Genomic DNA, 12853 nt, shown 5'->3' on the forward strand with positions numbered 1-12853 from the left:
GGATCTTTCGATTGAGTAACAACAGGGTGGGGCATCCGATGATGCGTCTTTGTGCAACGTTACTGATTTGCCTGCTAGGCAGCCTGAATACAGTGCACGCCGCCCCCGGGTTGCATCCACGCTGGAGCGTCGGCTACCACGAGATGACGTTCCTTGATCCACTGGATCTGCAACCGATGCGCGCCATCGCCTTCTATCCTTCCAGCGATCGCGAGCACACCGCGCTGCTTGAGGGCTACACAGTCGAGGCGGGTGAAGACACCAAAATCGCCATTGGCCGTTTTCCCATGCTGATGTTGTCCCATGGCAACACCGGGACGCCGCTCGCATTGCATGACCTCGCGACCTCACTGGCGCGTAAAGGCTTCGTCGTCGTAGCGGTTATTCACCCTGGCGACAACTCCAAGGATCACAGCCGGCTCGGTACCCTCAGCAACCTCTACGGGCGGCCGATCCAGATATCCGAAGCGATTACCGCCACGCTTGGCGACCCAATGCTTGCGCCATTCGTCAACGCCGATCAGGTCGGGGTGATCGGCTATTCGGCAGGCGGTGAGACCGCGCTGATCCTTTCGGGGGCGCAGCCGGATCTGGATCGCTTGCGTCGCTACTGCCAAGAGCGTCCTGACGATCGCGATGCCTGTAATACAAAGGGCGAGTTAATTGTGGATCGCGATGATTTGCAGCCTGTCGCCGATCCGCGCGTACATGCCTTGCTGTTAATGGCGCCGCTGAGTCTTAAATTCGGCCGTCATACCTTGGCCGACGTGCACGTGCCGGTGCTTCTTTATAGCGGTGATGGCGACAAACTGGTGGCTTTCGACAAAAACGCCGCAGCGCTGGCGCGCAAACTGCCGACCGCGCCGGACTTCAAGTTGCTGGCCGGGGCAGGGCACTTTGTGTTTATGGCGCCGTGCACTGAAGAGCAGCTCATGGCGATGCCGGCGTTGTGTACCGATGCTGATGGCGTGGATCGAGAGGATATTCACCGCAACCTCATCTCCGAGGCTGGCCGGTTTTTCTCGCATGCGCTGGGTAAGCCGACGCGGGCGGGGATGCAGACCGCAGATCAGTAGCTCGATAGATCAAAAGATCGCAGCCTTCGGCAACTCCTACATGAGAGGGTATTCCCTTGTAGGAGCTGCCGAAGGCTGCGATCTTTTGATCTTGATTCAGCCCATAGCTCGGCGTTTAAGCAGTAGGGTCAGCCCCAACCCGATCACCGACAGTAGCGCCGCACTGAAGAAAATCCACGAATAGCCCAGATTCAACGCCACCGCGCCCATCAATGGCCCGGCAATCGCCAACGCCAGATCGAAGAACACTGCATAAGCCCCCAACCCCGAACCTCGGCTGGAACTCGGCACGCGCTTGATCGCCTCAACCCCCAGCGCCGGATACACCAGCGACAGGCCAAACCCCGCCAACCCGGCGCCAATCAAGGCGAACGCGGTGGAGGGCGCGAGCCACAACATCACCAGTCCCACAGTCTCGATGGTCATGCAGGCAATCGCCGAGGTAAAACCGCCGAACCGACTGATCGCTGAGATAAACAGCAGTCGCGACAGAATGAAGCACACGCCAAACACCGTCAGGCAGTACGCCGCGCCACTCCAGCCACGGTTGAGGTAATAAAGCGTGATAAACGTGGTCAGCGTGCCGTAACCGATCGACGCCAAGGTCAGGCTTGCGCCGAACGGGGCAATGCGCCCGAACACTGCCCAGAACGGCAGACGTTCGCCACGAATCACCGGTACCGAAGGTTTGTTGCGGATCAACAGCAGCGCGCTGGCGGCCAATACCGATAGCGCAATCCCGAGACTGGCGAAACCATATTCAGCGACCATCACCACGCCCAGCGGCGCGCCAATCGCAATCGCGCCATACGAGGCGATGCCGTTCCAGCCAATCGATTTTGCCGTGTGTTCGACGCCGACCTGGCCCATGCACCAACTGATCGTGCCGACACCGATCAGGCCCTGCGCGACGCCCAACAGCAAACGCCCGAGAATCAGAATCAGCAGGCTGGTCAGTGGAAAACTTTGCAACAGCGTCGAAATCAGGGTGAGCACGCCACTCAGCACAATCCCTAGCAAGCCATACACGATCGCCCGTTTGGTGCCGATGGTGTCCGACATGCGCCCGGCCATCGGGCGGCTGAGCAGAGTGGCCAGGTACTGTGAACCGATGACCAGCCCGGCAATGATTGCGCTGAAACCCAGTTGCTCGTGGACGTAACCGGGCAACACCGCGATCGGCAGACCGATGCAGAGGAAGGCAATAAAGGTATAGAAAACGATGGAAACGATCTGCAGGGTGATCGCCATGGAGCTTTGCGGTGGCAGTTGCTGCGCAGACATGAGGACTCGTTCGCGGGCGGCGGTGGGAGAGTTCGCATGATGGCGTGGGTGAGGGATAAAAGGAAGCAGGCTAACTATTTATCCTTGGGTTGATGGCGCTGCTGACGGCCCCTTCGCGAGCAGGCTCACTCCTACATTTGAAATGCGTTCCCCTGTAGGAGTGAGCCTGCTCGCGATGGTTTCCGTACCAACAAATGACTTGCCATCGAAATACAAAAAGCCCCGTCACATGGACAGGGCCTTTAACTTGCAACTAGCAGCTCAAACCTCGAAGCCGCTTTTAGAACACCACACCCTGGCTACGCAGGTAGTCATCGTAGGTGCCGCTGAAGTCAGTCACGCCATTCGGGCTCAGCTCGATGATGCGCGTGGCCAGGGACGATACGAACTCACGGTCGTGGCTGACGAAAACCAGCGTGCCCGGGTAGTTTTCCAGCGCCAGGTTCAGCGCCTCGATCGATTCCATGTCCAAGTGGTTGGTCGGTTCGTCCATGATCAGCACGTTCGGCTTCTGCAATATCAGCTTGCCGAACAGCATGCGACCTTGCTCACCACCGGAAATCACTTTGACCGACTTGAGGATCTCGTCGTTGGAGAACAGCATGCGGCCCAAAGTACCGCGAATCATCTGCTCGCCTTGAGTCCACTGACCCATCCAGTCGAACAGGGTGACATCGTCTTCGAAGTCGTGCGCGTGATCCTGAGCGTAGTAGCCCAGTTCAGCGGCGTCGGTCCACTTGACGCTACCGGCATCCGGGGTCAGTTCGTTGACCAGAGTGCGCAGCAGGGTGGTTTTACCGATACCGTTCGGGCCGATGATCGCGACGCGCTCGCCGGCTTCAACCTGGAAGCTGAAATCTTTGAACAGAGGTTTGCCGTCGAAGCCTTTGGCCATCTTCTCGACGATGACTGCCTGGCGGTGCAGCTTCTTGTTCTGATCGAAGCGGATGAACGGGCTCACGCGGCTCGAAGGCTTGACCTCGGCCAGTTGGATCTTGTCGATCGCCTTGGCGCGGGAAGTCGCCTGCTTCGCTTTCGAGGCGTTGGCCGAGAAGCGGCTAACGAACGATTGCAGCTCGGAAATCTGTGCTTTCTTCTTGGCGTTGTCCGACAGCAGTTGCTCGCGGGACTGGGTCGCCACAGTCATGTACTCGTCGTAGTTGCCCGGGAACAGGCGCAGCTCGCCGTAATCCAGGTCAGCCATGTGCGTGCACACGCTGTTCAGGAAGTGACGGTCGTGAGAGATGATGATCATCAGGCTGTTACGCTGGGTCAGGATGTTTTCCAGCCAGCGAATGGTGTTGATGTCCAGGTGGTTGGTCGGTTCGTCGAGCAACAGCACTTCCGGATCGGAAAACAGTGCCTGAGCCAGCAACACACGCAACTTCCAGCCTGGCGACACTTCGCTCATCGGGCCGAAGTGCTGCTCGATGCCGATACCCAGACCCAGCAGCAATTCACCGGCACGGGATTCGGCGGTGTAACCGTCCATCTCGGCGAATTCGGTTTCCAGCTCGGCCACGGCCATGCCGTCTTCTTCGCTCATTTCCGGCAGCGAGTAGATGCGGTCGCGCTCGGCCTTGACCTTCCACAGCTCTTCGTGACCCATGATCACGGTGTCGATCACGGTGAATTCTTCGTAGGCGAACTGATCCTGACGCAACTTACCCAGGCGTACGTTCGGCTCAAGCATGACCTGACCACCGGACGGATCGAGATCACCGCCGAGGATTTTCATAAAGGTCGACTTGCCGCAACCGTTGGCGCCGATCAGGCCGTAGCGGTTACCCGCGCCGAATTTGACCGAAACGTTTTCGAACAGCGGCTTGGCGCCGAACTGCATCGTGATGTTAGCTGTAGAGATCAAGAGTTATTCCTGCGAAGCATTCTGAGTAGCGAGGGTGCGGCCGGAGCGCTTGGCCCGAGTCAAAGTGCGCTGAGGCGGGAAAGTCCCGGCATCAACCAAGGGGGGCGCGTAAAGTTTGGCGGCAATTGTACTGGTCTGGCGCTCTTAACGATAGGGCGAACACGCCATGACCGCTGATTGGCGCGCACCCGGGACAGTTTTTAACACTTACAGGTTCACTATCGGATACAAAGTGTGGCTAAAATGCCATCCATTCACCCAGCGGCCTTCAACGGCGCGGGCTCAGGGACGTGCCATTTGTAATCCGACCACTGCATCAGACGCCGGGCCAGAGGCCTTCAGGCGCGCAGTTTGTTCACTACTGACATGTGACGATTTCCGTGAAACTCATCATTGCTGCTATTTATGTCATTTCCATTGCATACGTTCATCTTCGTGGACGGGTGCGGCACAAATTGGGTCGCCAACTGAGCGATCATTCGTCGTTTCTCGCGCCGATCAACTGCTTCCTCTATCTGTTTTCGAAAAAACCGAACAAACCTTATCTGGATCCGTCGGAGTTTCCCGATCTGAGTCCGTTGCAGGAACATTGGCAGGAAATCCGTGAAGAAGGCCAGAATCTGCTGCGTGCCGGCGAGATCAAACGCTCGGATCAGTACAACGATGTCGGCTTCAATTCGTTCTTCAAGACCGGCTGGAAGCGCTTCTACCTGAAGTGGTACGGCGACAGCCATCCGTCGGCGATGAAACTGTGCCCGCGTACCACCGAACTGGTGCAAAGCATCGGCTCGATCAAAGCGGCGATGTTTGCCGAACTGCCACCGGGCTCGAAACTGGTGCGCCACCGTGATCCGTACGCCGGTTCTTACCGTTATCACTTGGGTCTCGATACGCCAAATGATGCTGGTTGCTACATCAACGTCGATGGCGAAAACTACCACTGGCGTGACGGTGAAGCGGTGATGTTCGACGAAACGTTCATTCACTACGCGGAAAACACCACTGATAAGAACCGCATCATCCTGTTCTGCGACATCGAGCGTCCGATGAAATATCGCTGGGCGGCGGCGTTTAACGGCTGGTTCAGCCGTAACGTTATGTCCGCGGCGGGTGCGCCGAACGATGCCGGTGACCGGACTGGCGGCATCAACCGTCTGTTTGCCAGGATCTACAAGATTCGTCTGCGTGGTAAAGAGCTGAAAAAACGTAATCGCAAGCTGTACTACATGGAAAAGTGGGCGATCTTCGGTAGCTTGTTGGCGATCTTTATCCTGATCTGATCCTCCTGTAGGAGCTGTCGAGTGCAACGAGGCTGCGATCTTTTGATCTTGTTTTTTACACACTTCAAAGTCAAAAGATCGCAGCGTGCCGCAGCTCCTACATGGCGTTTGTCTGGCTGGGTTGAATGACTCTCGCAAAAGCAGCCTGTCAGTTGGCTGACGCTTTCTTCGTTTTCTTCGCTGGCGTGGCTTTGGCCTTCGGCTTCGCCGCCGCTTTCCCGCCCAGACTGCGTTTCAGCAGCTCCGTCAAATCGATCACATCGGCCGTTTTACGCTCTTCCTCGCCACCCACCGTTTCGACATCCTCGATCTTGCCTTCATGGGCTTTCTTCTCCACCAGCGCCATGATCTTGTCTTCAAACTCGTCGTTGTAATCTTCAGGCTTCCAGTCCGCGCTCATGTCCTGCACAAGCCGTTTGGCCATGTCCAGTTCACCCTTGGCCAGTTGCGGCTTGGTCACTTCACTCCCAAGCTCTAGCGTATCGAGGCTGCGCACCTCCTGCGGCCAGCGTAGCTTCACCAACACCAGCGCTGACTCCAGTGGCATCAGCGCCGCCAGGTACTGACGTGTGTGTAAAACGACGCGGGCAAGGGCGACCTTGTTGGTTTTGCTCAGCGTCTCCCGAAGCAGCGCATACACCTTGCCGCCTCGTTTGTCGGGCGCCAAGTAGTAAGGTGTGTCGATGTTTTGCAGGGGAATCTGCTCGGCATCAACAAAAGAAAAGATATCAATGGTTTGCGTAGAAACCGGGTGCGCCGAACGGATTTCCTCTTCGCTGAGCACTACGTAACGACCTTTTTCATAGGCCACACCTTTGACGATATTTTCTTTGGTGACCTCTTTACCGGTGACCTTGTTAACCCGTTTGTAGCCCACCGGATCCATGCTGCGGCTGTCGAGCCAGTCAAAGTCCACGCCTTGGGACGATGTCGCTGAAACCAGCGCGACGGGGATGTGAACCAGTCCAAAACTGATCGCGCCTTTCCAGATTGCCCGAGCCATGGTGATGATCTCCCAAGTGATGATCAGGTGACCTGCGGCCCAGCGTGAAAGTTTCCAGTGATTGCGCGGGCTCAGGGGCAAGCGGTCGTGTCTGGTTACATGTTGTTTAAAGCCTGTGACTTAACAAATGCGAACCCTGGGCGTAGCGTGGACTCGAAGGCTCTAATCCACTTGCATCGAGAGGCTGCCCCATGAACCGAATTCTGCTTGGCATCGCCGTCCTCGGCTTGAGCGTGGGTTGGGCTTATGCGGGCGTCTCGGTGCCAGCCTCGACGCTGTTGCTGGCGCAGAGTGCGACCGGCAACAGTAATAATCCCTACAACAGTCCGATCCGCCGGGCCAACCCCAACAGCATGCAAGGCACTCAGCCGAGCAACCCGCCGATTCGTGGGCCGAGCACTGCGCCGACGCCGCGTACGCCCACCGTGGAAAACCGTGGCATCGGCAACGGCCAGCCGATTCGTTCGGTGCCAAGTACACCGCCGACGTTTATTCCCAATCCACCCTCACGGGGTACCGACAGCAACCGTTGAACGGCAGGACTGAGGTTCTGTCAGCCTTTCAAGCGAACATAAGGAATCGTGCATGTTGCGTAAAACCCTACTGGCCAGCCTGTGTGCCGGCGTTCTGATCAGTGCTCCGGTATCCGCCGCAGCGCCCAAAGAGCTGAAAAGCGAGCAGGGCATCCTCGAAGTCACCACGATTGCTCAAGGACTTGACCATCCTTGGGCACTGGCTTTTTTGCCGGATCGCCAAGGCATGTTGGTAACCGAGCGGCCGGGCAATCTGCGTGTAGTGGGCACGGACGGCAAGTTGTCCGAGCCAATCAGTGGCGTACCGCAAGTCTGGGCCAAGGGGCAGGGCGGTTTGCTTGATGTAGCGCTGTCGCCGGACTTTAAACAGGATCGCATGGTGTACCTGTCTTACGCCGAAGGTGGTGGCAAGGGCGACAAGGCCGGCACAGCGGTCGGGCGGGGGCGCCTGTCGGATGATTTGAAAACGCTGAAGGATTTCAAAGTGATCTTCCGCCAGGAGCCGAAGCTCTCGGTTGGCAATCACTTCGGCTCACGGCTGGTGTTTGATCGCGACGGCTATCTGTTTATCACCTTGGGTGAAAACAATGATCGATCAACCGCTCAGGATCTCGACAAGCTGCAAGGCAAGGTCGTGCGCATTTATCCCGATGGCCGAGTGCCGGACGATAACCCCTTTGTCGGGCAATCCGGTGTGCGTCCAGAAATCTGGTCTTATGGTCAGCGTAACCCGCAGGGTGCGGCGCTCAACCCTTGGAACGGCACGCTCTGGGAAAACGAGCACGGCCCACGCGGTGGCGATGAGGTGAACATCATCGAACGTGGGAAGAATTACGGCTGGCCGCTGGCGACTCACGGCATCAACTATTCGATGCAGCCGATCCCTGAAGCGCAGGGTAAAACGGCTGAAGGCACGGTTGCACCGCACCATGTCTGGGAGAAATCACCGGGTGTGTCTGGCATGGCGTTTTACGATGCTGACCGGTTTAAACCGTGGCAGCACAACGCGTTTATTGGTGCATTGGTGACGCAGGAGTTGATCCGGTTGCAGTTTGATGGCGATAAGGTAGTGCATGAGGAACGTTTGCTCGGCGAGCTTAAAGAGCGGATTCGGGATGTGCGCCAAGGGCCGGATGGTTATTTGTATGTGCTTACGGATGAGTCGAATGGTTCGTTGTACAAGCTTGGCTTGAAGTAAGGCGCTGAGAGCGCTCTATATCTGTGGTGAGGGGATTTATCCCCGATGGATTGTGCAGCTTCTCCAGAAAGAGAGGGCTGCTTCGCTGCCCATCGGGGATGAATCCCCTCGCCACAGGGGTTTTGGTGGCTATAGGTTTTGGGGGAATAGCACCACTGCGGCGCGTAGTTTTCCTCGGCCAAATCGGCACATTTTTTCAAACTCGCCATGACTGACTGGCACGTGCTGGCAGTCCATCGGTTGTCGGTGCTGGCTGTGATCGACATCGGGATCATGCAGGTAAACGAAGTCCTCATCGCAATCGGTCACTACAACCCAGTGCGGTGATTTTGAGCGGGTCAGACGATAGCTGCTGATCAGCAGCAAAGGCTGGCCACCGGCGTCGAGCAATCGCGGCAAATCCACTGTTGCGCCGATCAAACGTTCCACATCGGTTTCTGCCAGTTGCGCAGTGAACTCTTCATGCACCAAACGCATGACGTCTTTTTTATGCGTATCGCGTACGCCATCAAGGAACAGCGGCCCCTCCAGGCTCAGCTCCAAACGCACGCGAAAACCTCTGCGCCACGCCGCCAGTGCCAAACCTTGAGGGCTGCAGCCGCCATGGCCGGAGGTCATGAACACGGTCGTCGCCTCACGCCAGATCTGTAATTCCTCACGACGCTCCAGTAAGCGTCCGGCCTCCAAGGCGCCCATGGCCATCAACAGACAGGCCGGGCCGCAGGTGAAGTCGGTGGTCTGCGCGTAGTAAGGCACCGTGATGCTGCGTGAGTCGCGGTGCTGGAGAATGCGTTTCTCCAAGCGCAACGCATCGGCATGGTCTTCGTAGTAATCGTGGATCAGCGCAAAACGTCGGTAACCGTTGCGCTCATAAAGGGCAATGGCGGTGGGGTTGTCGGTACGCACTTCCAAACGCAGATACGCGCAATCATGTTCCAGCGCGCAGGCCTCGATTTTTTCCAGCAATTGCTTGCTCAGCCCTGTACCGCGAGCCTCGGCAGCCAGGGCAATCGAATACAGCCGCGCCAACGAGGTGCCGCGATGAAACAGCACCAGCGCGTAACCGAGCAGATGTTCATCGCGTTCTGCGACCAGCAACTGCGCATGGGCGCGCGTAATCATCCAGTGAAAACTGCGACTGGTGAGCCGATCCGTGGTGAAACATTGCATTTCCAATGCCAGCAACGCCGGCAAGTCTTCAACTACGGCCAAGCGAAAAACAGTACTCATATGACCACCGTAAAAGTTGCGTAACGAAACGAGACTTTCGTAAAACTTCGTGCTTAATAGAAAAGGTCTTGTTCTCCAACGGATCAATCTCTATGTCAGCGGTACAGGGTCATTGGCGGGAAGTATCCGAGCAAAGTTTGCCGACGGCAACTTATTTAAAACCAGCGGTCAGAACCTCCAGTCAAGTGTTGATCATTGTCGAGCGCAAGGAAGATTGGGCTTCCTATTTTCCCAGCGAAGACATCGTCACCGCTCAGGAATACCTCGAGCAAACACGCGAAACCGAGCCCGGCAAACGGGTTCAGGTGATCAACCTGTGCCGCAGCTACAAGTACTTGGGCCATGGCTATTACTGCTCGCTGCTGGCGGAAGCCCGTGGGCACAAGGTGATCCCGTCGGTGCGCACCATCAGCGAACTGACGAAAAAATCACTTTATGGCCTGGCACTGGATGACCTGGATAAAACCCTGGAAAAAGCCCTTAGTCACCACCTCTACAGCGATACCGAAGGGTTTACCCTGACACTGTATTTCGGCAGGACTCATATCGAGCCGTTGCAGGATCTGGCGCGGCAGTTGTTTGAAGTGTTTCCTTGTCCAATTCTGTTAGTTGAGTTTCGCCGAACTAACGGTTGGCACATCGAGGGCGTGAAGTCCGGCGCGTTGCACAAGTTACGCGATGATCAGGAAGATCAGTTTGCCAATGCGCTGGACGGTTTCAGCCGTAAAGTCTGGCGTGTGCCGCGCTCGCCGCAAGTTGCACGTTATGACCTGGCTATTCTGCACGACCCACAGGAAGCCTTGCCGCCGTCGAATCCCAAAGCACTGGAAAATTTCGTCCGGGTCGGCAAAACCATGGGCATCGATGTCGAGTTGATCGAGCGCAAGGATTACGCGCGATTGGCCGAATACGACGGGCTGCTGATTCGCGAAACCACCAGCGTCGACAACCACACCTACCGGTTCGCCAAGAAGGCCGAGAGCGAAGGGCTGGTGGTGATGGACGATCCGACGTCGATCCTGCGCTGCACCAACAAGGTCTATTTGACGGATCTGCTCAACAGCCATCAACTGGGCATGCCCGCCACCGAAATCCTCTACAAAGAGCGACCCGAAGACTTCGAACGGGTCGGCGAACGCCTCGGTTTCCCCTTGGTGTTGAAAATCCCCGACGGCTGTTTTTCACGCGGCGTCATCAAAGTCGAAAGCCAACAAGCGCTGCTCGAAGCCACCGCCGAATTGTTCGAGCATTCGGTGTTATTGCTGGCCCAAGAATTCTTTTACACCGAATACGACTGGCGCATCGGCGTACTCAATCGCAAACCGATCTTCGCCTGCCAGTACTTCATGTCCAAGGGCCACTGGCAGATCTACAACCACAAAGCCAAAGGTCAGGACGTCAACGGCGAATGCCGGACCATGGCGATCCATGAAGCGCCGCGCGCGGTCGTCGACCTTGCGGTGAAAACTGCCAACCTGATCGGCGATGGCCTCTACGGCGTCGACCTGAAACAGGCCGGCGACAAAGTGGTGGTGATAGAAGTCAACGACAACCCGAACCTCGATGCAGGCATCGAAGACGCGTATTTGCAGGACGATTTATATTCGCTGGTGCTGGAAGAGTTTGTGCGGCGGCTGGAACTCAAACGTCGCGGGCAAGCGTGGTGAGCCGCCGATGATCAGCAGTTTCTCACTGAGCCACGGCGCGTTACAGCGGGTTGAACGATTCCACGCCGAGGTGATGCTGTTCAGCAATCCCGACGCCGCCGAGCGCGACTTGCTGCACAGTCATTTCAAGGTCGATGAACATGCGTTGGCCTCGGCGCTCGACCCGGATGAAGTCTCGCGCATCGAGTTTCACCCCGATCATCTATTCCTGATCTGGAAACGCCCGGAAAACTATTCTGGTGGCGGTAGCCTGGCCTTTGAGGTGTCGTCCTGCGGCTTGCTGTTCGCGCCGGGGCAATTGCTGGTGATCGCCACCGACGACACGCCGCTGCATGGTCTCGGCACGCGCCAACCGTTAAACACGCCGCTGGATGTGCTGCTTGATCTGCTGTTCAACAACATCCATCACTACCTCGGCCACTTGAAGGTGATCAAACTGGTCGCCCGCGAGTTGCAGCAAAAATTCAACGCCTCGATGCAGAACCAGCATCTGGTGCAGATGTTCAACCTCAGCGAGAGCCTGATCTATTACATCAACGCCCTGCACAGCAACGGCGCGGTGCTGACACGGCTGCGTAATCACGCCGAGAAACAGCATTTTTCCAGCGAGGCGCTCGGCCTGATCGATGACCTGATCATCGAAAACAACCAGTGCTATAAACAGGCTGAAATCTACTCAACGGTGTTCTCCGGGCTGATCGACGCGCGCGGTAACCTGATGAACAACAGCATGAACAACCTGCTGCGCAAACTGACGTTGATCAACGTGGTGTTTTTGCCGCTGAACCTGATCGCGAGTATTGGCGGGATGTCGGAGTTCAGCATGATGACGGCGGGGACACCGTGGTGGGTGTCTTATCCGGTGTTTTTGCTGGTGATGTTGATGGGGGCAGGGGGGATGTTGTTTGGGCTGAGGCGCTTGGCCAGGTGATTTGTGTTGTCTGGCCCGGCCCCATCGCGAGCAGGCTCACTCCTACAATGGATCTTTGGTGTAGCGAAGATCCCCTGTAGGAGTGAGCCTGCTCGCGATGAGGATCTCAAAATAAACAGGTGATTTCAGATCAGCCCACAGCCGCGGAATTGCTGACTTTCCTACGCTCCCGAACCCCACGAACCACCAGATATAACAACGGCCCCACCGACACAAACACCGCCGTCAGCAACAGATACGGAACCACCGACCAAACCGACTGCCCACGAGCCTTGGCATCCTTGACCATCCAAACCCCGGCCAACGTCGCCAGCAGGTACAAATCAATCACCACCTGTGCCGTATCCGGCCGCGACATCAAGCTGATCCCAAAATCAATCAGCGACTGTTCAGCCTGGAGCATCACCGAAACGGTGTAACCGGAAAAAGCCAGCAAAGCCGTGAGGGGCAGGGCGACAGACATTATGCATTCCTTCCTTGAATTGATGAGCAGAATCGCCAGATTACCCGCGCCACGCAAAATTGGCCATTGACGTGCCAGCAGCGTTCAGGCTAATTTTCAGGCCATGACTACCTACGTATTGCGCTGCCAGCCAAGCATTATTATTACCGCCATTCCTCACTTGGCGGGCTAGCTCACGACTGCAGCACCCAACCCGCCCTAGAGGCGGGTTTTTACTTTCTGTCTCCGGGGTTCGAAACACCGCTCATGTAGGAGCTGCCGCAGGCTGCGATCTTTTGATGTTGATTTTATTGAAGATCAACAGATCGCAGCCTGCGGCAG

The 12853-nt window shown here is 56.8% G+C and carries 11 protein-coding genes; 6 read left to right on the forward strand and 5 right to left on the reverse strand.

Annotated elements, in window-relative coordinates:
- The first annotated feature begins 38 nt into the window (after nucleotides 1–38).
- Nucleotides 39–1076: a dienelactone hydrolase gene (locus QMX93_RS18760; RefSeq protein ID WP_282357606.1), complete on the forward strand. Its 1038-nt coding sequence runs from the start codon at nucleotides 39–41 to the stop codon at nucleotides 1074–1076.
- 96 nt (nucleotides 1077–1172) lie between these two features.
- On the opposite strand, the gene QMX93_RS18765 is transcribed toward QMX93_RS18760, so the two are convergent.
- Together QMX93_RS18765 and QMX93_RS18770 are read right to left on the reverse strand one after the other, a co-directional pair.
- A complete protein-coding gene (locus QMX93_RS18765) occupies nucleotides 1173–2360 on the reverse strand; it encodes an MFS transporter (protein WP_282357607.1) in 1188 nt (395 codons plus the stop codon).
- 280 nt (nucleotides 2361–2640) lie between these two features.
- Nucleotides 2641–4227 (reverse strand): ABC-F family ATPase, encoded by a 1587-nt coding sequence (locus QMX93_RS18770; protein ID WP_282357608.1) that lies wholly within the window; start codon nucleotides 4225–4227, stop codon nucleotides 2641–2643.
- A gap of 380 nt (nucleotides 4228–4607) precedes the next feature.
- Here QMX93_RS18770 and lpxO point away from each other — a divergent pair, with 380 nt between their 5' ends.
- The gene (gene lpxO, locus QMX93_RS18775; protein ID WP_053120461.1) at nucleotides 4608–5507 is read left to right on the forward strand and encodes a lipid A hydroxylase LpxO; all 900 of its coding nucleotides are present in this window, start codon (nucleotides 4608–4610) and stop codon (nucleotides 5505–5507) included.
- 148 nt (nucleotides 5508–5655) lie between these two features.
- Here lpxO and QMX93_RS18780 read toward each other — a convergent pair whose 3' ends face one another.
- The gene (locus QMX93_RS18780; RefSeq protein WP_282357609.1) at nucleotides 5656–6510 is read right to left on the reverse strand and encodes a Ku protein; all 855 of its coding nucleotides are present in this window, start codon (nucleotides 6508–6510) and stop codon (nucleotides 5656–5658) included.
- A gap of 191 nt (nucleotides 6511–6701) precedes the next feature.
- Here QMX93_RS18780 and QMX93_RS18785 point away from each other — a divergent pair, with 191 nt between their 5' ends.
- Complete coding sequence (locus QMX93_RS18785) at nucleotides 6702–7043, forward strand: hypothetical protein (RefSeq protein WP_282357610.1); 342 nt, start codon at nucleotides 6702–6704, stop codon at nucleotides 7041–7043.
- Nucleotides 7044–7095: 52 nt separating this feature from the next.
- Nucleotides 7096–8241 (forward strand): PQQ-dependent sugar dehydrogenase, encoded by a 1146-nt coding sequence (locus QMX93_RS18790; RefSeq protein ID WP_282357611.1) that lies wholly within the window; start codon nucleotides 7096–7098, stop codon nucleotides 8239–8241.
- A 129-nt stretch (nucleotides 8242–8370) separates the two neighbouring features.
- Here QMX93_RS18790 and QMX93_RS18795 read toward each other — a convergent pair whose 3' ends face one another.
- Nucleotides 8371–9471 (reverse strand): peptidase C39 family protein, encoded by a 1101-nt coding sequence (locus QMX93_RS18795; RefSeq protein WP_282357612.1) that lies wholly within the window; start codon nucleotides 9469–9471, stop codon nucleotides 8371–8373.
- 92 nt (nucleotides 9472–9563) lie between these two features.
- On the opposite strand from QMX93_RS18795, the gene QMX93_RS18800 reads away from it, so the two are divergent.
- Nucleotides 9564–11138: a RimK family protein gene (locus QMX93_RS18800; RefSeq protein WP_249342405.1), complete on the forward strand. Its 1575-nt coding sequence runs from the start codon at nucleotides 9564–9566 to the stop codon at nucleotides 11136–11138.
- 7 nt (nucleotides 11139–11145) lie between these two features.
- Nucleotides 11146–12069, forward strand: coding sequence for a magnesium transporter CorA family protein (locus tag QMX93_RS18805; protein WP_282357613.1), 924 nt, complete (start codon nucleotides 11146–11148; stop codon nucleotides 12067–12069).
- 130 nt (nucleotides 12070–12199) lie between these two features.
- On the opposite strand, the gene QMX93_RS18810 is transcribed toward QMX93_RS18805, so the two are convergent.
- Nucleotides 12200–12535 (reverse strand): DUF2834 domain-containing protein, encoded by a 336-nt coding sequence (locus QMX93_RS18810; protein WP_282357614.1) that lies wholly within the window; start codon nucleotides 12533–12535, stop codon nucleotides 12200–12202.
- Nucleotides 12536–12853: the final 318 nt, after the last annotated feature.

This window comes from Pseudomonas sp. PS01303, from assembly GCF_029959385.1.
Classification (GTDB): domain Bacteria; phylum Pseudomonadota; class Gammaproteobacteria; order Pseudomonadales; family Pseudomonadaceae; genus Aquipseudomonas; species Aquipseudomonas rustica.

Excerpts from the sequence above, each read along its gene's own strand:
- QMX93_RS18760 (WP_282357606.1), top strand. The coding sequence starts at position 39 with ATGATGCGTCTTTGTGCAACGTTACTGATTTGCCTGCTAGGCAGCCTG.
- QMX93_RS18765 (WP_282357607.1), bottom strand. The coding sequence starts at position 2,360 with ATGTCTGCGCAGCAACTGCCACCGCAAAGCTCCATGGCGATCACCCTG.
- QMX93_RS18780 (WP_282357609.1), bottom strand. The coding sequence starts at position 6,510 with ATGGCTCGGGCAATCTGGAAAGGCGCGATCAGTTTTGGACTGGTTCAC.
- QMX93_RS18785 (WP_282357610.1), top strand. The coding sequence starts at position 6,702 with ATGAACCGAATTCTGCTTGGCATCGCCGTCCTCGGCTTGAGCGTGGGT.
- QMX93_RS18790 (WP_282357611.1), top strand. The coding sequence starts at position 7,096 with ATGTTGCGTAAAACCCTACTGGCCAGCCTGTGTGCCGGCGTTCTGATC.
- QMX93_RS18795 (WP_282357612.1), bottom strand. The coding sequence starts at position 9,471 with ATGAGTACTGTTTTTCGCTTGGCCGTAGTTGAAGACTTGCCGGCGTTG.
- QMX93_RS18800 (WP_249342405.1), top strand. The coding sequence starts at position 9,564 with ATGTCAGCGGTACAGGGTCATTGGCGGGAAGTATCCGAGCAAAGTTTG.
- QMX93_RS18805 (WP_282357613.1), top strand. The coding sequence starts at position 11,146 with ATGATCAGCAGTTTCTCACTGAGCCACGGCGCGTTACAGCGGGTTGAA.